Raw genomic sequence first — 26,160 nt, forward strand, 5'->3', positions numbered from 1 at the left:
ATGAACGCCCTCAACTCCCTCATGGACGGCTTCGGTACGGCCCTCACCCCGCTCAACCTCCTGTGGGCGGCCCTCGGAGTGCTGCTCGGCACCGCGATCGGCGTGCTGCCGGGCATCGGCCCCGCGATGGCGGTGGCGCTGCTGCTGCCGGTGACGTACGGGCTCGAGCCGATCGGCGCGTTCATCATGTTCGCGGGCATCTACTACGGCGCGATGTTCGGCGGCTCCACCACCTCCATCCTGCTCAACACCCCGGGTGAGAGCGCGGCGGTGGTCGCGGCCATGGAGGGCAACCCCATGGCCAAGTCCGGGCGCGGCGCGCAGGCTCTCGCGGCCGCCGCCATCGGGCACTTCGCGGGCGGCATGGTCGGCACGCTGCTGCTGGTGGCGCTGGCGCCGACGGTTGCCGACCTGGCCGTGGACATCGGCGCGCCGGACTACTTCGCCATCATGGTGCTGGCGTTCATCGCCGTGACGTCGGTGCTGGGTTCGTCGCGGATCAGGGGTCTCGCCTCGCTGCTCATCGGCCTCACCCTCGGCCTGGTGGGCCTGGACCAGATGACGGGACAGCAGCGGCTGACCTTCGGTTCGCTCCAACTCGCCGACGGTATCGACGTGGTGATCGTGGCGGTGGGTCTCTTCGCGATCGGCGAGGCGCTGTGGGTGGCGGCGCATCTGCGGCGCAGTCCGGGTGAGGCGATCCCGGTGGGGCGTCCGTGGCTGGGCAAGGACGATGTCCGGCGCACCTGGAAGTCGTGGGCGCGCGGCCCGTTCATCGGCTTCCCGTTCGGCGCGATCCCGGCGGGCGGCGCGGAGATCCCCACCTTCCTCTCCTACGTCACCGAGAAGCGGCTGTCCAAGCACAAGGACGAGTGGGGCAAGGGCGCGATCGAGGGCGTCGCCGGACCGGAGTCGGCGGCCTCGGCCTCGGCGGCGGGCACCCTCGTCTCCATGCTCACCCTCGGCCTGCCGACCACCGCGGTCGCCGCGGTGATGCTGGCCGCCTTCCAGCAGTACGGCATCCAGCCGGGCCCCCTGCTGTTCGAGCGCGAACCCGACCTGGTCTGGGGCCTGATCGCCTCCCTCTTCGTCGGCATGGTGCTGCTCCTCGCCCTCAACCTGCCGCTGGCGCCGGTATGGGCGAAGCTGCTGCGCATCCCGCGGCCGTATCTGTACGCGGGGATCCTGTTCTTCGCGGCCGTCGGCGCGTATGCGGTCGGCGGTGAGGTCATCGACCTGGTGATCCTGCTGGTGATCGGCCTGATCGGGTTCGGCATGCGGCGCTACGGGCTGCCCGTCCTGCCCGCCGTCATCGGCGTCATCCTCGGCCCCAACGCCGAGCAACAGCTGCGCCGCGCCCTGCAGATCAGCGACGGCAGTGTGTCCGGGCTGGTCAACACGCCGTTCTCGGTGACGGTGTACGCGGTGGTGGCCGTGCTCCTGGCCTGGCCGCTGCTGCGCAAGCTCCGCGCCGGGGCCTGAGTTCAGGCCCCGGCGTTCGCCCACCGTTCAGTTCGTCATGCTGGTGAACGCGCCGGGCTGGTAGGAGCCGCCCTGGTTGTTCAGGATCACGCCGAACCGGTTGGCGGCGTTGATCATGGCGACCAGGGCGACCAGCGCGGCGACCTGGTCGTCGTCGTAGTGCTTGCGCACCTGTGCCCAGGTCTCGTCGGACACGCCCTGGTGGGCGTCGGCGAGCCGGGTGCCCTCCTCGGCGAGCGCCAGCGCGGCCTGCTCGGCCTCGGTGAACACGGTGGCGTGCCGCCAGGCGGCGACCAGGCTGAGCTTGACCGTGCTCTCACCGGCCGCGGCGGCTTCCTTGGTGTGTACGTCGACGCAGAAGCCGCAGCCGTTGATCTGGCTGGCGCGCAGGCTGACCAGCTCCTGGGTGATCTTGGGCAGCGACGACTGCTCGATGACCTGGCTGACGCTGTAGGTCCGCTTGGCGATCTTGGAGCCGATCTCGTTGGCGAGAAGGTTGAAACGGGGTTCCATGGCTAGGTCCTCATCCGTGAACCGGTGCGCCGTTGCGGCGCGCTGACAATCACGAGATGCCGAGGCCCCGGTTCCTGTGACAGCTCCCCCCGAGTGACGAGCGGCACAGCCTGTGGATGTCACAGATCGCCGTCGGCCGGTGTCCGGTGTGCGACACAGTCGAGAGTGCGGAGGGACCACGCATGGCAGGCACCACACAGACGGGCGACCCCGCCACGCGGGCCTTCGTCGCCCATCGAAACCTGCTCTTCACCGTGGCCTACGAGATGCTCGGCTCGGCCGCCGACGCGGAGGACGTGCTCCAGGAGACCTGGCTGCGCTGGGCCGGCGTCGACCTGGACGCCGTACAGAATCAGCGTGCGTACCTGGTACGGATCGCCACCCGCCAGGCGCTGATCCGGCTGCGCACGCTCGACCGCCGCAAGGAGACCTACGTCGGACCCTGGCTGCCGGAGCCGCTGCTGACGGCGCCGGACGTGGCGGAGGACGTGGAGCTGGCGGACAGTGTCTCGATGGCGATGCTGCTGGTGCTGGAGACGCTAACGCCGACCGAGCGGGCGGTGTTCGTGCTGCGCGAGGTGTTCGCCCTCGACTACGACGAGATCGCCGAGGCCGTCGACAAGAACCCGGCGGCGGTACGGCAGATCGCCCACCGGGCACGGTCACATGTCGGCGCGCGCCGCCCGCGCGGGGATGTCTCGGCGGCCGAGACCCGGGCCGCGCTCGGGGCTTTCCAACGCGCGGTCGAGACAGGTGACTTGCAAGGTCTGCTCGACATTCTCGCGCCGGATGTGGTCTTCCTCGGGGACGGCGGCGGGGTCGCGCAGGCCGCGCTGTCGCCGATCGTGGGCGCGGACAGCGTGGCGGCGCTGCTGGCCGGGTCGCGGCTGGCTTCCGCGGCCCCGCTTCAGCCGGCCCAGGTCAACGGCTCCCCGGCACTGGTCCTGCGGCTCGACGGGGAGGTCGACACGGTGCTGGCGCTGCGCATCGACGAGGGCCTCATCACGGGGCTGTACGCGGTGCGCAACCCGGAGAAGTTGGCGCGCATGGAGCGGGAGACGGAGCTGCGGCGCTGACCTCCGGCGGCCAGGGCGCAGCAATTTGAGGCCGGGGCGGAACGTGATCAGTGGACGACGGACACGATCTGGCACGCGGCTGTGGCGAGTCGCTGTTCTCCCTGGATATGGGCTCGGCCGAGGGCTGTGGCGGGATCGATGCCACGGGTGCAGAGGCGCCAGGCGGTCTCGGTGTCCAGGAACACCGAGGCGGCCGGGCTGCCGCTGGGCGGTGCGGCGAGCGTCCAGCGACCCGCCCTGGCGCTGGCAGTGGCGGTGGCGGTGGCGGTGGCGGTCCATCTGCCGCCGCCCTCCCCCTCGGCGATCACTTCGATCTGGGCGCCGACCGGTGCGGTGGTGTGCCGCAGGGTGTGGGGCAGCGCTCGTATGAACGTGTCCAGGACCGTGGAGAGTGCGTGCGGGTCGGGGTCGGTGGGGAGGCCGACGGCATGGCGGATCTGCTGTCGGTGGGTCCAGTACTCGGTGAACTCGCGGGCGATGTCCAGCCACGCCGGGGCCGGATCGACTCCCGCCCATGACACACCCAGGGCGGGCGCGTCGAGTTCGGCGGCGGCGAACCGCTCGGTGACTTGGGTCCCGGCCGACTCCAGGGCGTCGATGAGTGAGGCCGGGTCGTCGGTGGCGTGGCGGTCGACGAACTCCTGATTGGTGCGGTGGATGAAGGCCGTGAGGGTCTCTCCGGGGAGGAAGGCGCCTCGGTTGTCGCCCAGGCGGCCTTGGAGGTCACCGAGGATGTGGGCGGCAAGGTCGTGCACGGTCCAGCCGGGGAGTGCGGGCTTGTGCCATTCGGCGGGCCGAAGCCCACGCAGGGTCCGGAGCAACACCTCCAGCTCCGAACCGAACAACGGGCGGGCGTCGATCGGTTCACCCAGCCAGGACACGTCATTCATGGCCACAGCCTGTCAGCCGGGATCAACGGCCTGCCGGGCTTGAGCGAAACCCAGTAGAGCCTGCGCGCGGCAGATGCATACCTTCACCTGCATGGCTGACGAATGCTTCGGACTGCCCCGGCTCGCCGCGATCTACGACCAACTCGACGCTGATCGCCGCGACCTGGACGCGTACGTCCGCATGGCGGAGGAGTTCAAGGCGCGTCGCGTGCTGGACATCGGCTGCGGGACAGGGGTGTTCGCCCTCCTCCTGGCCGACCGGGGTATCGAGGTGGTCGGGGTCGACCCCGCGGCCGCGTCCCTCGACGTGGCCAAGGCCAAGTCGGGGAGCGAGCAGGTGCGTTGGATCTGCGGTGACGCAACCGCCCTGCCACCTCTGCAAGTTGATCTGACGACGATGACGGGGAACGTCTCCCAGGCCATCGTGGACCCGGAGATCTGGCAGCGCACCCTGCGGACGGGCTACGAGTCCCTGCGTCCGGGCGGGCGCCTCGTCTTCGAGACCCGGGATCCCGCCAGGCGCGGCTGGGAGGAGTGGAACCGGCAGGACTCGTACGTCGTGACGGAAATCCCCGGCACCGGGTCGGTCGAGAGTTGGGTCGAGGTGACCGACGTACGCTTGCCGCTGGTGACGTTCCGCTGGACCTACCTCTTCACCGCGGACGGGCAAGTACTCACGTCCGATTCGACGTTGCGTTTCCGTGAGCGGGAGGAGGTCGAGGCGGACCTGAACGGACAGGGGTATGTCATCGAGGACATCCGCGACGCTCCGGACCGTCCGGGCCGGGAGTTCGTGTTCGTGGCACGGCGTCCAGAGGCAGGCTGACACTTTTCCGGACCCCCACGCACTAAGGTGGTTCACGTGACTGCCGGGTCGGCCATGGGCCACGCACGAGTGAGGTTCCCGGCCTCGGCGTGAGCGCGAGGCGGGCCAGAGCCCCGCCCTCCCCTCCGAGCCCCTCTGCCGGCGCCCCGCATACGGCGCCCCTCCCAGCGGATACCGAGACCCGGAGACACACACCACCCATGCCGAACGAACAGCAGCACCCGCACGCACCCGAACTGCCGACGACCTCCGTCCAGTTGAACCACACCGCCGTCTACGCCCGCGACCGCCAACTGTCCGCCGAGTTCCTGGCCGCGATCCTGGGGCTGAAGGTGGGCGCCCCCTTCGGGCCCTTCCTCCCCGTCGACCTCGGCAACGGCGTGACGCTCGACTACTACGAGATGCGTGACGAGCCGATCCAGTCGCAGCACTACGCCTTCCTCGTGCCCGACGAGCAGTTCGACGCAATGATCGCCCGTCTGAAGGCGGTCGGGGTCACCTACTACGCCGACCCCAGCCACACCGAACCCGGGCAGATCAACCGCCTGTTCGGCGGACGCGGCGCCTACTTCGACGACCCGGACGGACACAACATGGAGATCATGACCCGGCCGTACGTCCGCCCGTAGCCCCGTTCCCCCGCAGTACTCGCGACAGCCCCAGCGCCGCCGTCCGTACTGCGGGGGCGAGCTGCGCGGGGCTGAAGCGCTCCCGCGGTACGGCCACCGAGAGGGCCGCCACCGCGGTGCCGCCGGAGAAGACGGGCGCCGCGATACAGCTGACCCCCATCGCCGCCTCCTGCTCCTCGTAGGCGAGCCCCGAGACCTGGATCTTCTCCAGGGCCGTCCGCAGCCGCGCCGGGTCGGTGATCGAGTACGGCGTCAGGCTCGGCAGCGCCTCGGAGAGCACCTCCTCCACCAACTCGGCGTCGGAGAGGGCGAGCAGGGCCTTGCCGACAGCCGTGCAGCTCAGCGGCAGACTGCCGCCGATGCGGGACGGCAGCCGGAGTGCCTCATGGCCATGGATGCGTTCGAGGTAGACGACCTCCATGCCCTCACGGATACCGAGGTGAACGGTCTCCCGGGTCGCCTCGAACAGGTCCTGCAGAAACGGCAGCGCCGTCTCCCGCAGATCGAGCCGGTGCGGGACCAGCGAGCCCAGCTCGAAGAGCTTCGCGCCCAGCCGGTACCGGGTGCCCGACCGTTCCAGCCATCCCAGCCGGACCAGATCCGCCGCGAGCCGGTGCACCGTCGGCTTCGGTAGACCGGCTCGCTCCGAAAGTTCCGACAGACGGAATGAACCACCGCTCGGACTGAAGCACTCGACGATCAAAGCAGCCTTCTCGAGCATGCTGCCGCTCTCACTGTTCCGTGTCACGGAACAAAGTTTGTCGTCCGGCACGGGCGATGTCTATATCGATGTCAACCCGCCGTTCCACCTTCCCCAGGAGACATCCCGTGACGAAGGTCGCCATCATCGGCTCCGGCAATATCGGCACCGACCTCATGATCAAGGTGCTGCGTCTGTCGGAGTCCCTCGAAGTCGTCGCCCTGGCCGGCATCGATCCCGGCTCCGACGGCCTGGCCCGCGGCCGCCGCCTGAAGGTGGCCACCACCCACCACGGCGTCGAAGGGCTCATCGCCCTCGACGAGTTCAGCGACGTCGACCTCGTCTTCGACGCCACCTCGGCCGGCGCCCACCGCCACCACGACGAGGTCCTGCGCCCGCTGGGCCGCACACTCGTCGACCTCACCCCGGCCGCCCTCGGCCCCTACGTCGTCCCACCGGTCAACGGCGACGCACACCTCCACTCCCCCAACGTCAACATGGTCACCTGCGGCGGCCAGGCCACCATCCCGATCATCGCCGCGATCAACGCCGTCACGCCCGTCCACTACGGCGAGATCGTCGCCTCCATCGCCTCCCGCTCCGCGGGCCCCGGCACCCGCGCCAACATCGACGAGTTCACCGAGACCACCGCCGCCGCCATCGAGCAGGTCGGCGGCGCCGCGAAGGGCAAGGCGATCATCGTCCTCAACCCCGCGGAACCCCCGCTGATCATGCGGGACACCGTCCACTGCCTGGTCTCCGACTGCGCCACCGAGGCCGTCACGGCGTCGGTCGAGGACATGGTCGGCCGCGTCCAGGCGTACGTCCCCGGCTACCGCCTCAAGCAGAAGGTGCAGTACGACCGTGTCGCCGCCGACGACCCCCTGCGCACCCTCGCCCCCGAAGGCGCGCTGAAGGTCTCGGTGTTCCTGGAGGTCGAAGGCGCCGCCCACTACCTCCCGGCCTACGCCGGAAACCTCGACATCATGACCTCGGCCGCGCTGCGCACCGCGGAACGCATGGCCGCGCACCACACCACGGAGGCCGCCAAGTGACCACGCTCTACGTCCAGGACGTCACCCTGCGGGACGGTATGCACGCCCTGCGGCACCGCTACACCGTCGACCAGGCCCGCACCATCGCCGCCGCCCTCGACGCCGCCGGAGTGGCCGCCATCGAGATCGCCCACGGCGACGGCCTGTCCGGCTCCAGCGTCACCTACGGCGTCGGCGCCCACACCGACTGGGAGTGGATCGAGGCCGTCACCGGAGCGGTACGGCACGCGATCCCCACGACCCTGCTGCTCCCCGGCATCGGCACCGTCCACGACCTCAAGCAGGCCCACGCCCTCGGCATCCGTTCCGTGCGCGTCGCCACTCACTGCACCGAGGCCGACATCGCGGCCCAGCACATCGCCGCCGCCCGCGAGTTGGGCATGGACGTCGCCGGGTTCCTGATGATGTCCCACATGGCCGAACCGGCCGAACTAGCCCGCCAGGCCCAGCTGATGGAGTCCTACGGCGCCCACTGCGTCTACGTCACCGACTCCGGCGGCCGTCTCACCATGGACGCCGTCCGCGACCGCTTCCGCGCCTATCGCGACGTACTCGACCCGGCGACCGAGCTCGGCATCCACGCCCACCACAACCTCGCCCTGGGCGTCGCCAACACCGTCGTGGCCGTGGAGAGCGGCGCCCTGCGCGTCGACGCCTCCCTCGCCGGCCAGGGCGCGGGCGCCGGCAACTGCCCCCTGGAGGCGTTCGTCGCGGTCGCCGACCTGATGGGCTGGGAGCACGGCTGCGACCTGTTCCCCCTCATGGACGCCGCCGACGATCTCGTACGACCGCTGCAGGACCGTGAGGTACGGGTGGACCGCGAGACGCTCACCCTCGGCTACGCGGGCGTCTACTCCAGCTTCCTGCGGCACGCCGAGGCCGCCGCCGCGCGGCACGGTCTGGACACCCGGAGCATCCTCGTCGAGGTCGGGCGGCGGGGCATGGTCGGCGGTCAGGAGGACATGATCACCGACGTCGCCCTGGACCTGGCGCGCCGCTCAGGGCGGGAACCGTCTTCTCCGGCCGGGTCAGGGAACGAGCCCCCAGCCGGAACTGGTCCAGCTTGTCGATGATCGTCTGGCCGACCGGGGTGTGGCCCCAGATGCTGATGCCCTGATGGGTGGCCGGCTCCCAGGTGGACTCGTCCACCACGATGGGGTTCCAGCCGACCTCCCACTCGAAGCCCGAGGGGGTGCGGGCGTAGTACGACAGCTCCTTGTCGTTGGTGTGCTGACCGACCGACAGGGCCATGTCGAAGCCGAGTTCGTGCACCCGCTGGTAGCTCCGCGCCAGGTCGTCCAGGCTGTCGGCCTGGATGTTCAGATGCTGGACCCTGGTGCGGACCGGGTCGATCGGCAGGCCCCGGACGGCGGCGACGGCGATGGAGTGGTGGCGTTCGTTGACGCGCAGGAAGCGGACCTTCAGCTTGACGCCGCTGATGGTCTCGTCGATGAAGTCGGTGAGCCGGGCGTCGAAGACGGTGTCGAAGTAGCCGCGCAGCCGCTCCGGCTTCGTGGACGTGATCGCCACATGGCCCAGGCCCGCGTCGCCCGTGACCCAGCCCGAGGAGACCATGAGCAGCGGCTCGGCCGACTTCAGCGGGGTGGTGTAGATCTCCTGGGTGATGCCCTTGGGGCCGGGGAAGCGCAACAGGCGTTCCACGCCGCGCAGTTCGGCTTCCTCAGCACTGCCGCGGACGACGGGGACGCCGTGGGCGCGGATACGGGCCTCGATCTGCTCGAAGGAGGCGTGGTCGTCGATGTGCCACCCCGTCGCCACGACATCCTCGGCGGGGCCGCGCCGCAGCAGGAACCGGCACTCCTGGTCGTCGAGCCGGAAGCGCATCACCCCGGAGCCGAGGTCGTCGCGGTGCATGCCGATCGCGTCGGTGCCGAAGCGGGCCCAGTCGGAGAAGCGCTGGGTCTCGATGACGAGGTAGCCGAGGTGGACCGCGCCGAAAACGGAGGTCTTCATCGCCGGCCCGCCAGGAAGTCGGCGCAGAGGCGGTTGAACAGCTCGGCGCGTTCGAACTGGACCCAGTGGCCCGTGTTCGCGACCAGGTACAGATCGCAGTTGGGCAGGCGCTCGGCGAGCATCCGTCCGCCGCTCGGCCGGTTGACCTTGTCCGCCGCACCCCACAGCACCAGCGTGGGAACCGGCAGCCGGGACAGCCGTCGATCGCGGGTGAAGTCCATTTTCCAGAGCGTGCGCAGGGCGTTCGGGCCGGACGGGCGGCGCAGCGGCGGTGCGGCGACGACCTCGGGGTCGATGCTGTCCCGGTAGCGGGCGTCGATCACGGAGTCGGGAATGTCCGCGGCGTTGAAGACCAGGTACTGCCGGATGAACTTCTCCAGCTTCAACCGCGAAGGCCCGTCCCCGGAGTAGTAGTTGAGCAGGCTGTTGAGGCCGGGCGTGGGCAGGGCGCGAGTGGTGCCGATGCCGCCGGGGCCCATCAGCACCATGCGGTCGACGCGGTCCGGGGTGTCCAGGGCGAGACGCAGGGCGCAGGCGCCGCCGTAGGAGTTGCCCACCAAGTGGGCCTTGTCCAGGTCGAGTCGGTCCATCAGACCCCTGATCCCGTCCGCCAGGGATCCGAACGGGTCGGCGCCGTCGATACCCTTGGTACTGCGGCCGTAGCCGGGCAGGTCGGGCACGATGACCCGGTGGTCCTTGGCCAACTCGGCTATGTTCCGGTAGTAGTTGGACACGCCCGAGGCGCCGGGGCCGCCGCCGTGCAGCATCAGGACGGGCGGGCCGTCGCCGGTCTCGGCGACGAAGATCTTCTTGCCCGCGACGTCCAGCAGGCGCTCGCGCAGGGAGGCGAGTTCGGTTTGCGTGCTCATCGGGTCCTCACGGGGATCTGGTCGAGGGCGGGGGTGAATCCGCTGGGCGGTGGGGGGAGTTGGGCTCGGGCGGTTGCGGCGGCGTAGACGTAGGCGTCCGGTCGCAGGGCGAGGGTGGCCGCTCGGTGCTCGCGCATCCAGCGCAGCAGGACACCGTCGCTGTCGACGAGGGTGCCCTCGGCGGGCCGGGAGCCGGCCGGAGTGACGGTGAGCGAGGGGACGCCGAGGCGGTCCCACGCGGGCTGCGGCCCTGCCGGTCCGGCGTGCAGCAGCAGCCAGCGGCTGCCGAGCGCGTCGTCCAGGCGGACCCGCTGCCCGTCGGAGCCGGTCACCCATGGCTGGGGTATCTGGCGCCCGGACGCCTTGGTGCGGGGGCGGGCCTGGAGACCGTCGGCGTAGTGCGCGACGGGTATCCACTGGGAGTCCTGCAACCACTGGCTGAAACCGGGCACGCGGTCGAGGAGCCGCAGTCCCTTGTCGCGGATCCGGGTGATGGCCCGCCGCCGTTCGGTGATGATCCGGCCGACGAACACCGCCCGCTTGGTCACCTCCTTCACATGCGGCTTGCGTTCGGCCTCGTAGCTGTCGAGCACGCTCTCCGGCAGCTCGCCGCGCAGCACGGACGCGAGCTTCCAGCACAGGTTGGCCGCGTCGCGCACGCCGGCCGCCATGCCCTGCCCGATCCACGGCGGCATCGCGTGGGCGGCGTCCCCGGCGAGGAAGACCCGGCCGACCCGGAAGCGGGCGGCGAAGCGGACGTGATGGCTGTAGACGGTGGCCCGCAGGATCTTGATCTGATCCCGGCCGATCCCGTAGCCGGACACCATCGCGTGGATCGCGTCGTCCGTCGTCAGATACGTCTCGTCGTCCCCGGGCAGGATCGGGAACTCCCAGCGGTGATGCCCCAGCGGCGTCGGACAGTCCACGGCCGGGCGGACCGGATCGCAGCGGAAGCGCAGCCGGTCGTGGCCGGGCCACGGCTTGAGCATCTCGGTGTCGATGACCACCCAGCGGTCCTCGTACGTCCGCCCCTCGTACCCCACGTTGAGCTGGGCACGCGTCAGGCTGGAGCCGCCGTCGGCCGCGATGACGTACGCGGCACGCAGCCGCCGTAGGGAATCGTCGGCGCCGACCACGGTCAGCTCCACGCCCTGCGCGTCCTGGCGCAGCCGCACGCACTCGTGCCGCAGCAGCACCTCGACGTTCGGGTAGCGGTCGACGCCCTCGCGCAGGACCTGTTCCAGCGCGGGCTGGTAGATGAACATCTGCGGCGGATGGCCGTGCCCGCGCGGGGTGGGGTGCGCGCTGATGAAGGCGCGGCCCCGGTCGTCCACGAAGTCCAGCGGGCGCTCGGCCAGCATGTCCCGCTTCAGCCGGTCGGCCAGGCCGGTGCGCTGCCAGATCCGTACGACCTCCTCGTCCGTGGAGATCGCCCGCGCGCGGGAGAAGACCTCGGCGTCACGCTCCAGCACGACGACCCTCAGGCCCATCGCCCCGAGCAGGTTCGCCGCGGTCACGCCCGTGGGCCCGTATCCGATCACCGCCACGTCATAGGCGCCGTCGTCGGCTCCGCCCACGGCGCTGATTTCATTCATCAGGCCACCTCACTGTGTCCCTGTCGGCTCTTGTTGTAGCGATCGCTCCAATTGGAATAGACGCTACGGTAAGCTGGGCATCCGAGGTGGTCAAGAGCCGTGGCAGACGGGAGACAGCGCGCATGAGCGGGTCGCGCAAGAAGCGCGCCAATGGGGTGGAGTCACGCGAGCGCATCCTCGACGCCGCCGTGGAGATCGCGGGCGAGCGCGGGTACGACGGCACGTCGATCGCGGCCGTCAGCGCCAAGTGCGGACTCCCGGCCAGTTCGATCTACTGGCATTTCAAGGACAAGGACGACCTGATCGCCGCGGTCATCGAGCGCAGTTTCGAGACCTGGCTGGCGGCCCTCGAACTCCCGGGTCCGGAGGCGGGCACCCCGCTGGAGCGGGCCACCCTCATGGCGCAGAACGTCGCCGCGTCACTCGTCGACGCCCCGGACTTCCTGCGCCTCGGCCTGATGCTCGCCCTGGAACGACGTCCCACCGAGCCCCGCGGCCGGACAGTGTTCCTCCAGGTCCGCGCCATCGCCGCCCAGCGCGTGGCCGCCATCATCAAGACCCTGACCCCGGACCTGGACGAGGACGCGGTACACACCCTCACCGCCTACGCCGTGGCCGGCGCCGACGGCCTGTTCGTCCACCGGGAGATCCACGGCGACTCCGTCGACCTGGCGGCGATGTTCGAACTCCATGTACGGCTCGTCCACGACGCGGCTCTCGGCATGGCGGCAAGATCCGGGGCCGCGCGGATTCCTAGCGGGTGACGACGGTGTGCGTCGGGTAGATCCTCGGCTGTGCATCAGGGACGCCGAGCTCCTGCAGGACGGGCAGGATGATCTCGCCGAACTGCCGGAACGCCTCCTCGGACTCCCATACGTCGACCACCAGCCAGCCGTTGGGGGTGGGGGCGGACGTGTGCGAGATGAGGCCGGCCACCGGCCAGTCCGAGGGGCTTGTCACACCGCCGGTGCGACCGGACACCTTCTCCGCGCTCTGCTCGTACTGGGCCTGGGTCATCCCCGGCAGCTCGAAGACCACGACGACGGACATGCTGAACTCCCCTTCAGGGCGGTACAGGGTCGGGCCCAGTCGACCATCCCGTCGAGCCGCGGGCCCGTCGGCCTGAGCCGTACGGGGCACACCTCGGCTCAGTCGTCGGCGTCGGGCTCCCGCGTCACCGTCGGCGCGATCTCGGCGACCACGCCGCTCGCCCGCTCCTCGGGCACACCGGCCGCGATCAGCGTGGCGACCGCCGTACTGACCCCGTCGTCCTCCAGCGCCCCGGTGTTGACCTGCTCCAGCAGCGCGAAGTGCATGGCCTCGAGGCCGGCGCTGAGCACGGCGGGCGACAGGTGCGTGTGGAAGACACCGTCCCGCTGACCCCGGTCCAGGATGGCCGTGACGGCGGAGCGGGCCGGGGAGAGGATCTCGGCGACGCGCTCGACACCGAGGTCGCGCTGGGCGAGGGCCAGGAGCATCCGGTAGCGGTCGCCCACCGGCCACATGGCGAACACGAAGTGCGCCAGCGCCCGTTCGGCCGGCTCCTCGGGCCGCACCGCCTCGGCCATCGCGACACGCAGCGCCTCGGAGGCCTCCTCGGCGAGCGCCTCCAACAGCGCCGCACGCCCGGGGAAGTGACCGAACAGGGTCCGTCGTACGACACCCGAGGCCCGCGCCAGTTCCTCCAGCGTGATGTCCGGGTTCCGGCCGAGTTCCTGCCGGGCGGTGGCCAGGATGCGCGCCCGGTTGGACCGCGCGTTGCGTCGCTGCGGCACGCGGGCCACGGGCTTGGTCACGGGAAACCTCGGTGAAGCGGTACGGGAAACGGCGGGGTCCGAACACGGTCGTAGCCATTCTGGCACGGCCGAATCGGACCCCGGACGGGTAGCACATACGTCAGCCGGTGATCTCCACCTTGCCGTTGACCTGCGCGGGCTGCTCCTGCTGCGGAGCGCCCTGCCGCGTGATGCCCTTCAGCAGTTCGGCGAGGTCGACGCCGGTGGTGGAGCCGAGGAGTTCCAGGCCCTGGGCGACGTTGTCGGCGACGGCCCGCGGGATGCGGGCGGCGCCGTCGGTGGAGATCACGGTCATCTTCTCCACCGCGCTGAGCGGCTCGGAGGCCTTGGCCACGACCTGCGGGAGTACCTCGACGAGCATCTGCAGGATCGCCGCGTCGCCGTACTGCCCGAACGCGTCGGCCTTCTTGCGCATCGCGTCGGCCTCGGCCGCGCCCTTGGCGCCGATCGCCGCAGCGTCGGCCTCACCCTCCAGCCGGACCGCCTCGGCGATCGCCGCACGCCGGGCCCGCTCGGCCTCACCCCGCCGCAGCCCCTCGACGGCCTCGGCCTCCGCCAGCGCGCTACGGCGCTGCTTCTCGCCCTCACCGGTCAGCCGGGCCGTCTCGGCCTCCGCCTGCGCGGCCGCGATACCCGCCGACTTCTCCGCCTCGGCCTGCTTGACCCGGGCCACCCGCCGCGCCTCGGCCTCCTGCTCGGCCGCGTACCGCTGGGCGTCGGCGGGCTTGCGGACCTGGGTGTCGAGCTGACGGTCGGTCAGCGCGGCCTGTCGCTCGGCGACCTTCTCCTGCTCGGCGAGGATCTCCTGCTGCCGGGCCGCCTCCGCCAGCGGACCCGCGGCGGCCGCACGGGCCCCGGCCTCGTCCGTCTCGGCCTTGATCTCGGCCTGCTTGAGCGCGAACGTCCGCTGCGCGACGGCGATTTCCTCCTCCGCCTTCAGCCGGGCCTGCTCGGCCGCGCGCCGGGCCACCGCCTCCGCGATGTCCGCCTCCTGCTTGGCGCGCGCCGCCTCCGGCCGGCCGAGGTCCTCCAAGTAGGAGCCCTCGGTGGTGATGTCCTGGATCTGGAAGGCGTCCAGCACCAGGCCCTGCCCGGACAGGCTCGCTTCCGCCTCCTCGGCGACCTGACCGGCGAACGCGGCACGGTCGCGGATGATGTCCTCCACCGACATCCGGCCGACGATGGCCCGCAGCGCGCCGGACAGCACCTCCTGCGTGAAGCCGACGATGCCGTCCTGCTGCATCAGGAACCGCTGGGCCGCGGCCCGGATGGAATCCTCGGTGCCGCCGACCTTGACGATGGCGACACCCTCCAAGTTGGCCTTGACCCCGCGCAGCGTGACCGCGCCCCGCACCGCGACCGGGATGTGCCGGGAGGACAGGTCGAGGCTGAACTTCTGCTGGACGAACGGCACGACGAACACCCCGCCGCCGACCACGACCTTCTGCCCGCTGTTGTCGGTGAAGACCTGTCCGGTCTCCGGGTCCGTGGCCTTCTTCCCGCGCCGGCCGGTGACGATGAAGGCCTCGCTCGGACCCGCCACCTTGTAGCGGGTGATCACGACGAGTGCCAGCAGCACGAGGAGTACGACGACTCCCACGGCGGCGATGACGACAGAACTCATGGCAGTGCCCCCGAATCGAACATGTAAGAGAAGAGAAGCGAAGAGAAGGGGTGGCTCAGTGGACCACTGGGCGCACCACGACCGACGTGGCGGACGGCGCTGCCTCCACCCACACTTCGGCGCCCCGGGCCACCGGCACCGCGCTGCGGGCCGCGAACTTCACCGGCTGACCCGCGAGTTGGAGCAGCACCTCACCGAATCCGTCGGCCGGGATGGCGGTCACCACGTTGCCCGAGGTGCCCACGAGGTCGCCGCGGCGCGGGGTGACGGCCGTCTGATCGCGCATCAGAGCGCGACCGAAGCGGTACGTCAGCCAGGCCGTAACCGCACCGCAGACGGCACCGGCCGCGGTGGCGAGCCCGGGGCCCGCGTCCACCGTGCCGGTGGCGATGGCCCCGCCGAAGCCGGTCATCGCCGTGAACCCGGCGACGACCGGCAACGACATTCCCCCGTCGAGGAAGCCGTCCGGCGCACCGTCCAGCATCCCGTCGAAGACCAGCGACAGGGCGAGCAGCACGACCCCCGTGATGCCGATTCCGAGAAACCAGGCCATGCGTGCCGTCCCCCTCTCGCCCGTCGCCGACCTCCGACTTGATGAGATCCTGACACCCGGGCGGCCACCGTTCATTGCCTGGTTCCGGCAATCTTTACGCGCATTTGATGCCGCATCACAGCGGGAGCCCCATCCGCCGCGGCCGGAGGACGGGCGTTCGGGTTGTCGCTGTGGCGTGTGGTCCGGCCCGAGGTGTCGCCACCTCGGTGCGCGTACCGCGTTGGGGTTGCCGTGACACCACAGCAGTGACGGTTCTGCTATCCGGGCTGCCGACCTCCGGGCAGGTGTCATCGATCGCTGTAGTCCGAAGAGTGCGGGAAGCCATGAACGTGTGGACATGTGTCGGCTGCTCTGCGATGCCGGGTCGGTGCCACGGCGCACCGGCTGAAGGCCTGATCGGCCGGGCGCGGGAGTCGGCCGTCCTCAAGGGGCTGCTGGCCGAGCATCGTCTGGTGACGGTGACCGGCCGGGCGGGCGTCGGCAAGAGCCGGACCGCGGCGGTCGCGGGGGCGCGAGGGCCGTGGCGGGTGGTCCATGTGCACGGGCAGGGCCACCGGGCCGGGGCGCCCGGGGCGCTGGCCTCGGCCGTGCGCCGGGCGCTCACGCGGGTCGGGGGCCTGGCGGCCGGTGACACCCTGCTGTTCCTCGACGACGTGGACCCGGTCCATCAGGAGGCCGTGGGAGTGGTGCAACGTCTGTTGGGGACCATGCCCGGGCTGCGGGTGCTGGTGACGTCAAGGCAGGTGCTGGGACTGGGTGAGGAGCGGGTACTGCGTCTTGCACCGCTTCCGCAGCTGCCCGCGGCGGTGGAGCTGTTCCTGCGGCGCGCCGAGGACACGGTGCAGGACTTTCGCGCCGAGGGCGCCGATCTCCGCGCGGTGGAGGCGATCTGCCGGTCCCTGGAAGGTGTCCCGCTCGCCATCGAGCTTGCCGCCGAACAGGTGGCGCACCAGCCGGTGCAGGACCTTGCCGCGGCGCTGGACGTCCACCAGTGCTGGCTGCGCGGCGAGCGGCCCGCGCTGCGCCGGCACCACTCGCTGCGGGCCACGGTCGGGGCGAGCTACGCGTTGTGCGAGCGTGAGGAGCGGATCGTGTGGGGCAGGGCGAGTGTCCTCGCCGGCGCCTTCAACGAGTCCACCGCGGCCTTCCTGTGCGGCGGCGGGGGTGTGGAGCCCCAGCGGGTGCCCTCCCTGCTGGCCCGGCTCGCCGCCATCAACGTACTGGAGCCCGTCCGTGACCCGGGCGGACCGCGCCCTCCCCGGTACCGCATGACGCGGGCAGCCCGGGACTTCGGGACCGAACGGCTGCGTGCGGCGGGCGAGTGCGAGACGGCACTGGAACGCCGTGCCACGCACTGCCGGCAGGTCGCGGAGACAGCGCGGAACCTGTGGGCGACCGGCCTCCAGAGCCAGGCCCTGGCGCTCGTACAGGAGGAGCGGGAAGAACTCACCGCCGTACTGCGGCAGTCGGCGCACCGCACCGACCAGGCCGGTACCGCCCTGGAGACGGTCGTCGCCCTGTGGTTCTGGTGGGTGGTGTACGGCAGGGCCGAGGAGGGACGCGCTCATCTGCTGCGGCTGCTGCCGCTGTGCCCGGCGGACAGCCCGGCGGGACTGCGCGGGCGGTGGCTGGCGGCCTGGCTCGGCGCGGACCGCGATCCGCAGGCCGCTCGCGCGCTGCTGGGCCGGGCCTGGCCGCAGGCCGTCCTGACCGGCGACGCCGCCGCCGTCGGTCATATCGCCCACGTCCAGGGCCTGATCGCCCTGCACGAAGGCGATCCGCGGGCCGCCGCCGAGCACTTCGAGGAGGCAGCCCGCACGATTCCGCCCCGCCCGGCGCACGGCCCCTCACCGGCCGTGAGCCTGGCCGCCCAGGCCGTGGCCCAGGCCGCCTACGCGCCCGGTGCCGCACGCCGCGCGGCACGACGTGCGGCGGGCCGGCCGGGCGTCCGCGACGACAACTGGGCCACGCTCCTCGCCCGCTACGCCCTGGCGTACGTCGACCACCACCACGGACGCGGCAACCGCGCCCTGCGCCGCGCCCGCCGCGCACTGGCCGCCCTGGACAACTCCCTTGCCGCCCCGCAGGGTCACGAGGCGCTGCGCACGCTGATCGCGGACATCGAGGCTAGTGCGCCCGGGCGGCCGCCGTACACCTTGTGGCGTGACGGCGGGACCGCCCCGGGCGCCGCTCAGGATGTGGCCGCGGTCGACAGTGGGATCGGGGTGAACATGGGCGGTTCCTCGTCCGGGGTGAGCGCGGTCGGGCCGTACACCCAGTCGGTGAAGGAGTAGTCGTACGGGTCCCGCGCCCGCATGATCGCGTTGCGCCGCAGCCGGGGCTCGCCGTCGAGGTGCCACAGCTCGCCCCAGGCGCGGGCCGTGGTCTGCACCCGGCGGCAGTGCTCCACGCGGACCGCCTCGTACGCGGCGAGCACGGCGTCCCAGGCCTTGGTCCTGTCTTTGTCCTTGGCCGGCCGTGTGTAGTGCTGGGCGAGCACCCAGCCGTCCTCGATGGCCATGATCGCGCCCTGCGCCATGTACTGGAGCGGCGGATGGGCGGCGTCGCCGAGCAGGGCGATACGGCCGTGCACCCAGGTCTCGACGGGGTCGCGGTCGAGCATCTGCCACCAGCGGTCCCGCCACATCAGCGGGATGCCCTTGCGTACGGTGTCGCAGGTGGCCTCGAAGGCCGCGTCCAGCTCGTCGGGGGTGCCCCAGTCGGCCTGCCCCGCCAGGGCCTTGGGCGACTCGAACACGGCGACCTGGTTGAACATGTCGCCGCCGCGCAGGGCGTACTGGACGAAGTGGCAGCGGGGGCCGATGTAGACGGTGACGTCCTTCTCCGCGATGCCGTTCTCCCGGACCTGCTCGATCGGAACGGCCGCGCGGTAGGCGACGTAGTCGGAGCTGACGACGTCGTCGCCGACCAGCAGGCGGCGGGCCGTGGAGTGCAGTCCGTCGGCCGCGACGACGAGCGGGGCGGACTCGGCGCGCCCGTCCGCCAGGAGGACCCGGGCGCCGTCCGCGGTGTTCTCGTAGCCGACGACGGTCCGGTCGGTCAGCAGCTCGACGCCGGCGCGTTCGCAGGCGCGCAGGAAGATGCCGTGCAGATCGCTGCGGTGGATGACCATGTACGGGAAGCCGTACCGGCGTTCGAGGTCGCGCAGGTCCAGGCGGGTCAGCTCCCGGGAGTCGAGAGCGTCGCGCATCACCATGTTCTCGGGGAGGACGCCGAGCGTCCTGGCCTCCTCCAGCAGTCCGTACTCGGCGAGGATGCGGGTGCAGTTGGGGGCGATCTGGAGGCCCGCGCCCACCTCGCCGAACTCCTTGGCGCGTTCGAGGACGCGCACGCGCAGTCCCTGCCGGGCGAGGGCGAAGGCGGAGCTGAGGCCGCCGATGCCGCCGCCGACCACGAGGACGTCGGGGCTGGATTCAGGGTTCATGATCTGTTCCTTCGGTCGCCGGGTCAGAGCCAGGCGCCCAGAGTGGGGGCGGACGGGATGGCCTCCCGTCCGGTCAGGTAGGCCGCGAGGGTGGGCAACTCGCCTGTGACCAGGGCGGCTTCGCCGTTGCCCGGCAGTTCCCAGGCGGCGCCTGGGGCCCGTAGCGAGACGGCCGGGCCGGGGGCCGCGGCGCGTTTGGCCACGACGTCGTCGCACAGGGCGGTGAGGAAGTCGGCCGGGAGATCGGCGAAAGACACGCCGTTCGCCAGGTCGACGGCGTGGACGCACACCTCGCGGGCACGCATCCACGGCAGTTCGGCGGCCTGGACGGTACGGCCCTGGGCGGTGACCACCTCGGCTCGCCACTGGCCGTCGGTGAGGTCGTCCATCCCGGTGGCGAGCGAGTCCGCGGACTGCCGCAGCCAGGCGAGGAGTTCGGCCTCGGGCAGCCGGGCGCCCTTCTCGATCCCGGCGGCGCGCTCCTCGGGGGAGGAGTACATCGGTGTCGGCTCGCCGGTGGCGGCCCAGTGGACGAGATTGCCCAACGCGTCGGCGTTGGCCGCCACATGGGCCACCACATGCCGCCTGCTCCAGCCGGGCAGCGCGCTGTCCCCATCGAGGTCGGCGGCCTTGAGGAACAGCTCCGTGCCGAGCCGGGCCCAGCGGCGGGCGTCGTCGAGGGTACGGGTCATCAGTCGGACTTCTCCTTGACGACCCGGTTCTCCAGTCGGCCGATGCCCTGGATCTCGGTGACGACCGTCTCGCCGCCCAGGAGGTAGCGCTCGGGCCTGCGGGCGTGGCCGACGCCGCCGGGGGTGCCGGTGGCGATGATGTCGCCGGGGTTGAGGCGGACGATCGTGGAGACGTACTCGACCAGGTCCACCGGGTCGAAGAGCAGGTCACCGGTGGAGTCGGACTGCATGACCTCGCCGTCCACCAGCAGTTTCACGTCCAGGGCCGGACGGACACCGCCGGGCAGCTCGTCCGGGGTGACCAGGTAGGGGCCGACGGGTGTGGAGGAGTCCCACATCTTGCCCTGGAGCCATTCACGGGTGCGGAACTGCCAGTCGCGGCAGGTGATGTCGTTCAGCACGGTGAACCCGGCGATGGCCGCCTCGGCCTCGGCACCCCGGGCGCGCCGCGCGGGTGAGCCGACGACGACGGCGAGTTCGACCTCCCAGTCGAACTTCCCCGTCTCGTCCGGGCGCACGATGTCGTCGTGGGCGCCGATCAGACAGTCCGCGAACTTGGCGAACAGCGTGGGGTGTTCGGGCAGGTCGCGGCCCATCTCCTGGATGTGGTTGCGGTAGTTGAGGCCGACGCAGACCACCTTCGACGGGGCGGGGACCACGGGCGCGAAGTCGGCGCCCTCGACCGGGTACGTCGTACCGGCTGCCGAGGCGGCCAGCTCCTGCCAGCCGTTCTGCCCGAGCAGCGCGCCCACGTCGGGGAACCCGAGGTCGACAAGACCTTCCCCGTCGAGCCGTACGGCCCTCGTCGTACCGCCGGTGCGGATGGTGGCGAGCTTCATCGGGTGGTTCCTTCCACATGGGTGCGGTCGAGCCGCAGGGCTTCGAAGACGGGCGCGTCGCTGAACCGGAACAGGTCCAGGGCGCCGGAGTCGGAGTCGGTGGCACCGGCCTCGGAGCGGGCCGAGAGCGGCTGCCAGGAGGGGACGACGAACAGGTCGCCGCGGGTGACCGACCAGGTGGTGTCGCCGACGGTGACGGTGCCGGAGCCGTCGAAGACCTGGTAGACGGACGAGCCCGTCTCGCGCACCGGAGCGGTCTCGGCGCCGCGCGCGATGCGGTGCATCTCGGCCCGGATGGTGGGCAGCACGTCGGATCCGGTCGCCGGGTCGGTGAACCGTACGGCGGCGTGGCCGGGCTCGACCGTGCCGCCGTATCCCTCGGATTCGAGGGCGAGCTGGTCGGCGAGGGCCCGGTCGGTGGGCTCCCAGCGGTAGGCGAGCAGCGGCGACCCGGGGCCGGTGGACCCGGCGGACACCGGGCGCAGGCCGGGGTGACCCCACAGCCGCTCGGAGCGTGACCGCTCGGGCGTGGTGCGCTCGGCGTCGCCGATCTCGTCGCGGCCGAACTCGAAGAACTGTGTCTCCATGGCGTACTGGAAGGGGATGTCGAGGCCGTCGATCCAGGCCATCGGTTCGGCGGTGGCGTTGTGGTGGGCGTGCCAGTTCCAGCCGGCCTGCGGGAGGAAGTCGCCGCGCCGCATGGCCACCGGGTCGCGTCCGACGACCGTCCACACGCCCTCGCCCTCGACGACGAAGCGGAAGGCGTGCTGGGTGTGCCGGTGCTCGGGGGCGTCCTCGCCGGGCATGAGGTACTGGATGGCCGCCCACAGCGTCGGTGTGGCGAAGGGCCTGCCGCCGAGGGAGGGGTTGGCCAGCGCGATGGCCCGGCGCTCACCGCCGCGGCCGACGGGGACCAGGTCGCCGGCCCGGGCCGCCAGCTCCCGCAGCCGCTCCCAGCGCCACAGGTGCGGTAGGGCCCGGGAGCGGGGGTGGGCGGGCATCAGGTCGCCGATCTCGGTCCACAGCGGGACGAGCAGTTCCTGTTCGAAGCCTCGGTACAGCTCTTCGAGCGCCGGGGTGACCTCGGGCTGCCCGTCCGCGGAGACGGCCTGGAGGCGGACCGGGGAACCCGTGGCGGTGTCGTGCGCGATGGAGGACTGAGTCACAGACCTCAGCGTGCGCCGTGTCCGAATGGAGGACAGGTAGATTCTGCACACCAGAATCTGATGACGGGCATACCATGGACAAACCCCTCAAGACCCCGCCGCCCTACCCCATCGCCAGCGTGGACCACGCGCTGCGGGCGGCGACCATCCTGCAGATGGAGGGCGGCGCGACCGTGGCGCAGCTCGCCGAGCGGCTGGGCGTCGCCCGGTCGACGGCCCACCGGGTCCTCGCGATGCTCGTCTACCGGGACTTCGCCGTGCAGGACGAGGACCGCGTCTACCGTGCGGGGCCGGTATTGGAGCTCGCCGCGCACTCCCAGTCCCTCGTGTCCCGGCTGCGCGCGGCGGCCCTGCCTCATCTGCACCGGCTCGTCGACCTCCTGGACGAGACCACGAATCTGATCGTGCGCACCGGGGACACGGCCCGGTTCATCGCGAGCGTCGAGTGCCGGCAGGCGCTGCGGGTCGGCTCCCGGGAGGGCATGGTGTTCCCGGCGCACCGCACGACGGCAGGACTGCTGCTGCTCGCCGAGCTCTCCGACGAAGAGCTCGAGGAGGTCTACGCCCCCGAGCGCTACCGGGACCGCCCGGCCGACCGACCCGAACTCTCCGGCCTGCGCACCGAGTTGAAGCGCCTACGCCGCAACGGCTTCGCCGTCAACCGGGAGCGCTCCGAGCGTGGCCTGGTCGCCGTCGGCGTCCCGGTGCGCGACCAGGACGGCACCGCGCTGGCGGGCCTGTCGGTGTCCATGCCCAGCGTCCGCTACGACCCCCACCAACTCCAGCCCCTGGTCGCCACCCTCAACGCCACGGCCCACGCACTGGAGAGGGACCTGGCCGCGCAGCAGTGAGCGCTGCGTCCGCCAAAGGGGTAGCAGTCCAAGCCAGTTGTGGTTAGCCTTACCTAAGTTGTGAGCACGGTTTCTGGGCGCTGTGTATCCGCTCCGGAGGATGCGTGAGGAAAGCGGACCTGCCGGGACGGAATGTCCTGTGGCGTGCGGTGGGCGGGCAGCGCCGGGACGTCGTTCTCGGCGCGGTGCTGGGCATGGGCCATCAGACGGGCGAGGCCCTGGTGCCGCTCGTCATCGGACTCGCCATCGAGCGCGGTGTGGTGGACGGCGATGCCCAGGGCTTGCTGCTGTGGCTCGCTGTCCTGGCGCTCGTCTACGTCGGCCTCTCCTTCAGCTTCCGCTTCGCCGCCCGGGCCGGTGAACGCGCCTCGGTGACCGCCGCGCACCATCTGAGAACCGAACTGGTCGAGCGGGTCCTCGCCCCCGAAGGCGGTGCGGCGGACGGACGGTTACCCGGGGAGCTGGCGAACACCGCCACCGAGGACGCCAAACGGGTCGGCGCCGTCGCGATGGCCCTGATCGTCGGCATCGCGGGCGCGACCGGCCTCGCGGTCGGAGCAGTCGTCCTGTTGCGGATGTCCCTTCCCCTCGGTCTCCTCGTCCTGCTCGGCACACCACTGCTGCTGTGGCTGGGGCATCTGCTGAGCAAGCCCCTGGAGCGGCGCAGCGAGACCGAACAGGAGCGCGCGGCCCGGGCCTCGGGCGTCGCGGCCGACCTGGTGGCCGGACTGCGGGTGCTCAAGGGCATCGGCGCCGAACCGGCGGCCGTCGCCCGCTACCGCCGGATCAGCCAGGACTCGCTCACCGCCACCCTGCGCGCGGCCCGGGCCGAGGCCTGGCAGAGCGGCGTCGTGACCATGCTCACCGGCGCGTTCCTGGCCCTGGTCGCCCTGGTCGGCGGACGGCTCGCCGCACGCGGTGACATCAGCCTCGGCGAGCTGGTCTCCGCCGTCGCGCTCGCCCTCTTCCTCATCGGCCCGCTCTCCGAATTCTCCTGGGTCAACGCCGAGTTGGCGCAGGGACGTGCCTCCGCCGCCCGGATCGCGGACGTCCTCGCCGCCGAACGTGCCGTGACACCGAACGACGGTGTACTGACCCGCGTCGAGGGCCGGTTGCGGTTGCGCGGCCTGTCGTACGGCCCCCTGCGGGAGCTGGAGCTGGACATCGCGCCCGGCGAGACGGTCGGCGTCGTCACCACCGACCCCGCCGACGCCGCCGCCCTGCTCCACCTCCTCGCCCGCCACGCCGACCCCGACGAGGGCGCCGTCGAACTCGACGGCACGGAGCTGACCGAACTGGGCCTCTCCGAGCTGCGGGCCGCGCTCCTCGTCGCCGAGCACGACGCGGACCTGTTCGAGGGGAGCCTCCGGGACAACGTCACCGCGGCCGCCGGACCGGACGCCCCCGTCGCCGCCGCGATCACCGCGTCCGGCACCGACGAGGTCGTCCGCACCCTGCCCGACGGCGCCGACACCGCCGTCACCGCCCGTGGGCGCTCGCTCTCCGGAGGCCAGCGGCAGCGGGTGGCACTGGCCCGGGCGCTGGCCGCCGACGCCCCGGTCCTGGTCCTGCATGAGCCCGCGACGGCGGTCGATGCCGTCACCGAGGTCCGGATGGCGGCCGGTCTGCGGGAACTGCGCGGCGGCCGTACCACGGTTCTGGTGACCAACAGCCCGGCCCTGCTCGCCGTGACCGACCGGGTCGTCCTCCTCGACCGGGGCTCGGTCGCGGCGGCCGACGTGCACGAGCGGCTGGTCCACCGGCACGGCGCCTACCGTACGGCGGTGCTGGCATGAGCGAACCCCGGGTCACGACCCCCTCCGAGTCCGCGCTGCTTCCCGTCGCGACCACCGCCCGAACCCGTGCCGCCGTCGGGCAACTGCTGTGTCCGCAACGGACGTTGGCCCTGACCGCGTTCGCTGTCATGGTCGGCTCCACCGCCGTCGGCCTGCTCGCCCAGCCGCTGCTGGGCCGGATCGTCGACCTGGCTGCCGATCGCGGGTCCGTCGACGCGATCACCATCACGGCCGCGCTGCTCGTGGCCGTCGCCGTGGCCCAGGGCGTCACCGCCGGGTTCGGTCTGTCGCTGATCTCCCGGCTGGGCGAGACCACGCTGGCCCGGCTGCGCGAGCAGTTCGTCGAACGGGCCCTCGGCCTGCCGCTGGAACGGGTGGAGCGGGCCGGTGCCGGTGATCTGACGTCCCGGGTCACCGCCGATGTCTCCCTTGTCGCCGACGCCGTGCGCAACGCCCTCCCGGAACTGGCCCGTTCGCTGCTGACCATCTTCCTCACGCTGGCCGCGATGGCCTTGCTCGACTGGCGGTTCCTGCTGGCCGCGCTACTGGCGGCGCCCGTGCAGGTGGCCACCGCGCGCTGGTACGTGGCCCGTGCCGTCCCGCTCTACGCCGAGCAGCGCGTGGCCGCGGGCGCCCAGCAGCAGCAACTCCTCGACACCATCGCGGGCCACTCCACCGTGCGGGCGTTCCGGCTGGAGCGGGAACACACCGAGCGGGTCACCGAGCGGTCCCGGTCCGTGGTGGCGCTGACGATGCGCGGGGTGCGGCTGGTCCTGGGCTTCTACAGCCGGCTGCACATCGCCGAGTACATCGGGCTCGCCGCCGTCCTGTTCACCGGGTACTGGCTGGTCCGCCAGGGCTCGGCGTCCATCGGTACGGCGACCGCCGCCGCCCTGTACTTCCACAGCCTGTTCACCCCCATCAACGCCGCCCTCGTCCTCCTCGACGACGCCCAGTCCGCGACGGCGGGCCTGGCGCGGCTCGTCGGCGTCACCGAGCAGCCGCAGCCCGCTGAGACTGCGCGGCCGGGCGGGACGGGACGGGTCGAGGTCATCGTGCGCGGACTGCGGCACGCCTACCGGCCCGGCCATCCGGTCCTGCACGACATCGACCTGACGATCCGTCATGGGGAGCGGGTGGCCCTCGTAGGCGCGAGCGGAGCGGGTAAGACGACCTTGGCCAGACTCGTCGCCGGTATCCAGCCGCCCACCGCCGGCACCGTCCTGGTCGACGGCGTCCCGCCGACCGAGCTCGGCCCGGCCGCCGTCCGCCGCACCCTCGCCCTGATCACCCAGGAGACCCACGTCTTCGCGGGCCCGCTCGCCGACGATCTCCGGCTGGCGAAACCCGACGCCACCGACGACGAACTGCGCGCCGCTCTCGACCGCGTAGACGCCCTGGCCTGGGCCGAGGCACTGCCCGAGGGCCTGGCCACGGTCGTCGGCGACGGCGGCCACCGGCTCACCGGCGACCGCACCCAGGCCCTGGCGCTCGCCCGGCTGATCCTCGCCGACCCGCCCCTGGTGATCCTCGACGAGGCCACCGCCGAAGCGGGCAGCGCCGGGGCGCGGGCGCTGGAGAAGGCGGTCGCCCGCGCCGTGGACGGCCGTACCGCGCTGATCGTGGCCCACCGGCTCAGCCAGGCGGCGACCGCCGACCGGATCGTCGTCATGGACTCGGGACGCGTCGTCGAGACCGGCACCCACGACGAACTGCGTGCCGCCGGCGGACGCTACGCCACCCTCTGGGAGGCCTGGTCCGACACCCGCTCCTAGCCGCACCTCCACCG

At 71.7% G+C, this 26,160-nt stretch carries 25 protein-coding genes; 11 read left to right on the forward strand and 14 right to left on the reverse strand.

What is annotated here, in order from left to right:
* On the forward strand, nt 1–1,482 hold the full coding sequence (locus OHT76_RS05225) for a tripartite tricarboxylate transporter permease (RefSeq protein ID WP_328869556.1): 1,482 nt from the start codon (nt 1–3) through the stop codon (nt 1,480–1,482).
* Between the two features lie 27 nt (nt 1,483–1,509).
* Here OHT76_RS05225 and OHT76_RS05230 read toward each other — a convergent pair whose 3' ends face one another.
* Nucleotides 1,510–1,995, reverse strand: a complete 486-nt coding sequence (locus tag OHT76_RS05230; RefSeq protein ID WP_328869557.1) for a carboxymuconolactone decarboxylase family protein — start codon at nt 1,993–1,995, stop codon at nt 1,510–1,512.
* A gap of 182 nt (nt 1,996–2,177) precedes the next feature.
* On the opposite strand from OHT76_RS05230, the gene OHT76_RS05235 reads away from it, so the two are divergent.
* Nucleotides 2,178–3,071, forward strand: coding sequence for an RNA polymerase sigma-70 factor (locus OHT76_RS05235; RefSeq protein ID WP_328869558.1), 894 nt, complete (start codon nt 2,178–2,180; stop codon nt 3,069–3,071).
* Between the two features lie 47 nt (nt 3,072–3,118).
* Here OHT76_RS05235 and OHT76_RS05240 read toward each other — a convergent pair whose 3' ends face one another.
* Nucleotides 3,119–3,961, reverse strand: a complete 843-nt coding sequence (locus OHT76_RS05240; protein ID WP_328869559.1) for a maleylpyruvate isomerase family mycothiol-dependent enzyme — start codon at nt 3,959–3,961, stop codon at nt 3,119–3,121.
* 91 nt (nt 3,962–4,052) lie between these two features.
* Between OHT76_RS05240 and OHT76_RS05245 the strand changes: the two genes are divergently transcribed.
* Together OHT76_RS05245 and OHT76_RS05250 are read left to right on the forward strand one after the other, a co-directional pair.
* Complete coding sequence (locus tag OHT76_RS05245; protein ID WP_328869560.1) at nt 4,053–4,787, forward strand: class I SAM-dependent methyltransferase; 735 nt, start codon at nt 4,053–4,055, stop codon at nt 4,785–4,787.
* 200 nt (nt 4,788–4,987) lie between these two features.
* Nucleotides 4,988–5,416: a VOC family protein gene (locus OHT76_RS05250; RefSeq protein ID WP_328869561.1), complete on the forward strand. Its 429-nt coding sequence runs from the start codon at nt 4,988–4,990 to the stop codon at nt 5,414–5,416.
* On the opposite strand, the gene OHT76_RS05255 is transcribed toward OHT76_RS05250, so the two are convergent.
* Nucleotides 5,388–6,137, reverse strand: coding sequence for an IclR family transcriptional regulator (locus tag OHT76_RS05255; protein WP_328876456.1), 750 nt, complete (start codon nt 6,135–6,137; stop codon nt 5,388–5,390). The two genes, OHT76_RS05250 and OHT76_RS05255, sit on opposite strands and share 29 nt — an antisense overlap.
* Before the next feature lie 107 nt (nt 6,138–6,244).
* Between OHT76_RS05255 and OHT76_RS05260 the strand changes: the two genes are divergently transcribed.
* Nucleotides 6,245–7,171, forward strand: coding sequence for an acetaldehyde dehydrogenase (acetylating) (locus OHT76_RS05260; RefSeq protein WP_328869562.1), 927 nt, complete (start codon nt 6,245–6,247; stop codon nt 7,169–7,171).
* Nucleotides 7,168–8,244 carry a 4-hydroxy-2-oxovalerate aldolase gene (dmpG, locus tag OHT76_RS05265; RefSeq protein ID WP_328869563.1) on the forward strand — a complete coding sequence of 359 codons (1,077 nt, stop codon included), beginning with the start codon at nt 7,168–7,170 and terminating at the stop codon, nt 8,242–8,244. The genes OHT76_RS05260 and dmpG overlap by 4 nt, the downstream gene beginning before the upstream one ends.
* On the opposite strand, the gene OHT76_RS05270 is transcribed toward dmpG, so the two are convergent.
* Genes OHT76_RS05270 through OHT76_RS05280 form a run of 3 tightly spaced genes read right to left on the reverse strand, consistent with a single transcriptional unit; the run spans nt 8,138 to nt 11,609 of the window.
* Nucleotides 8,138–9,145 carry a VOC family protein gene (locus OHT76_RS05270; protein ID WP_328869564.1) on the reverse strand — a complete coding sequence of 336 codons (1,008 nt, stop codon included), beginning with the start codon at nt 9,143–9,145 and terminating at the stop codon, nt 8,138–8,140. The genes dmpG and OHT76_RS05270 overlap by 107 nt on opposite strands.
* Nucleotides 9,142–10,014: an alpha/beta fold hydrolase gene (locus tag OHT76_RS05275; protein ID WP_328869565.1), complete on the reverse strand. Its 873-nt coding sequence runs from the start codon at nt 10,012–10,014 to the stop codon at nt 9,142–9,144. The genes OHT76_RS05270 and OHT76_RS05275 overlap by 4 nt, the downstream gene beginning before the upstream one ends.
* On the reverse strand, nt 10,011–11,609 hold the full coding sequence (locus OHT76_RS05280) for a bifunctional 3-(3-hydroxy-phenyl)propionate/3-hydroxycinnamic acid hydroxylase (protein WP_328869566.1): 1,599 nt from the start codon (nt 11,607–11,609) through the stop codon (nt 10,011–10,013). The genes OHT76_RS05275 and OHT76_RS05280 overlap by 4 nt, the downstream gene beginning before the upstream one ends.
* Nucleotides 11,610–11,731: 122 nt before the next feature.
* Between OHT76_RS05280 and OHT76_RS05285 the strand changes: the two genes are divergently transcribed.
* Nucleotides 11,732–12,373, forward strand: a complete 642-nt coding sequence (locus OHT76_RS05285; protein WP_328869567.1) for a TetR/AcrR family transcriptional regulator — start codon at nt 11,732–11,734, stop codon at nt 12,371–12,373.
* On the opposite strand, the gene OHT76_RS05290 is transcribed toward OHT76_RS05285, so the two are convergent.
* The 4 genes from OHT76_RS05290 to OHT76_RS05305 form a co-directional block, all read right to left on the reverse strand.
* Nucleotides 12,363–12,659, reverse strand: coding sequence for a hypothetical protein (locus tag OHT76_RS05290; protein WP_328869568.1), 297 nt, complete (start codon nt 12,657–12,659; stop codon nt 12,363–12,365). The genes OHT76_RS05285 and OHT76_RS05290 overlap by 11 nt on opposite strands.
* A gap of 98 nt (nt 12,660–12,757) precedes the next feature.
* Complete coding sequence (locus OHT76_RS05295) at nt 12,758–13,405, reverse strand: TetR/AcrR family transcriptional regulator (protein WP_328869569.1); 648 nt, start codon at nt 13,403–13,405, stop codon at nt 12,758–12,760.
* 100 nt (nt 13,406–13,505) lie between these two features.
* The gene (locus OHT76_RS05300) at nt 13,506–15,029 is read right to left on the reverse strand and encodes an SPFH domain-containing protein (protein WP_328869570.1); all 1,524 of its coding nucleotides are present in this window, start codon (nt 15,027–15,029) and stop codon (nt 13,506–13,508) included.
* 55 nt (nt 15,030–15,084) lie between these two features.
* Nucleotides 15,085–15,582: a hypothetical protein gene (locus tag OHT76_RS05305; RefSeq protein ID WP_328869571.1), complete on the reverse strand. Its 498-nt coding sequence runs from the start codon at nt 15,580–15,582 to the stop codon at nt 15,085–15,087.
* Nucleotides 15,583–15,938: 356 nt separating this feature from the next.
* Here OHT76_RS05305 and OHT76_RS05310 point away from each other — a divergent pair, with 356 nt between their 5' ends.
* Entirely contained in the window at nt 15,939–17,876 is a 1,938-nt protein-coding gene (locus tag OHT76_RS05310; RefSeq protein ID WP_328869572.1) for an ATP-binding protein, read from the forward strand.
* Here OHT76_RS05310 and OHT76_RS05315 read toward each other — a convergent pair.
* From OHT76_RS05315 to OHT76_RS05330, 4 genes are read right to left on the reverse strand one after another with little or no spacing between them, the layout of a single operon-like run.
* Entirely contained in the window at nt 17,774–19,027 is a 1,254-nt protein-coding gene (locus OHT76_RS05315) for an FAD-dependent oxidoreductase (RefSeq protein ID WP_328869573.1), read from the reverse strand. The genes OHT76_RS05310 and OHT76_RS05315 overlap by 103 nt on opposite strands.
* A 23-nt stretch (nt 19,028–19,050) precedes the next feature.
* The gene (locus tag OHT76_RS05320) at nt 19,051–19,719 is read right to left on the reverse strand and encodes a maleylpyruvate isomerase family mycothiol-dependent enzyme (protein WP_328869574.1); all 669 of its coding nucleotides are present in this window, start codon (nt 19,717–19,719) and stop codon (nt 19,051–19,053) included.
* Entirely contained in the window at nt 19,719–20,558 is an 840-nt protein-coding gene (locus tag OHT76_RS05325; protein ID WP_328869575.1) for a fumarylacetoacetate hydrolase family protein, read from the reverse strand. The genes OHT76_RS05320 and OHT76_RS05325 overlap by 1 nt, the downstream gene beginning before the upstream one ends.
* The gene (locus OHT76_RS05330; protein ID WP_328869576.1) at nt 20,555–21,724 is read right to left on the reverse strand and encodes a cupin domain-containing protein; all 1,170 of its coding nucleotides are present in this window, start codon (nt 21,722–21,724) and stop codon (nt 20,555–20,557) included. Before OHT76_RS05330 ends, OHT76_RS05325 begins: the two co-directional genes overlap by 4 nt.
* Before the next feature lie 74 nt (nt 21,725–21,798).
* On the opposite strand from OHT76_RS05330, the gene OHT76_RS05335 reads away from it, so the two are divergent.
* From OHT76_RS05335 to OHT76_RS05345, 3 genes are all read left to right on the forward strand, one after another.
* The gene (locus OHT76_RS05335) at nt 21,799–22,575 is read left to right on the forward strand and encodes an IclR family transcriptional regulator (protein WP_328869577.1); all 777 of its coding nucleotides are present in this window, start codon (nt 21,799–21,801) and stop codon (nt 22,573–22,575) included.
* 104 nt (nt 22,576–22,679) lie between these two features.
* Nucleotides 22,680–24,371 carry an ABC transporter ATP-binding protein gene (locus OHT76_RS05340; protein WP_328869578.1) on the forward strand — a complete coding sequence of 564 codons (1,692 nt, stop codon included), beginning with the start codon at nt 22,680–22,682 and terminating at the stop codon, nt 24,369–24,371.
* Complete coding sequence (locus tag OHT76_RS05345) at nt 24,368–26,146, forward strand: ABC transporter ATP-binding protein (RefSeq protein ID WP_328869579.1); 1,779 nt, start codon at nt 24,368–24,370, stop codon at nt 26,144–26,146. The genes OHT76_RS05340 and OHT76_RS05345 overlap by 4 nt, the downstream gene beginning before the upstream one ends.
* Nucleotides 26,147–26,160 lie beyond the last annotated feature (14 nt).

It is taken from the genome of Streptomyces sp. NBC_00287, assembly GCF_036173105.1.
GTDB lineage: Bacteria > Actinomycetota > Actinomycetes > Streptomycetales > Streptomycetaceae > Streptomyces.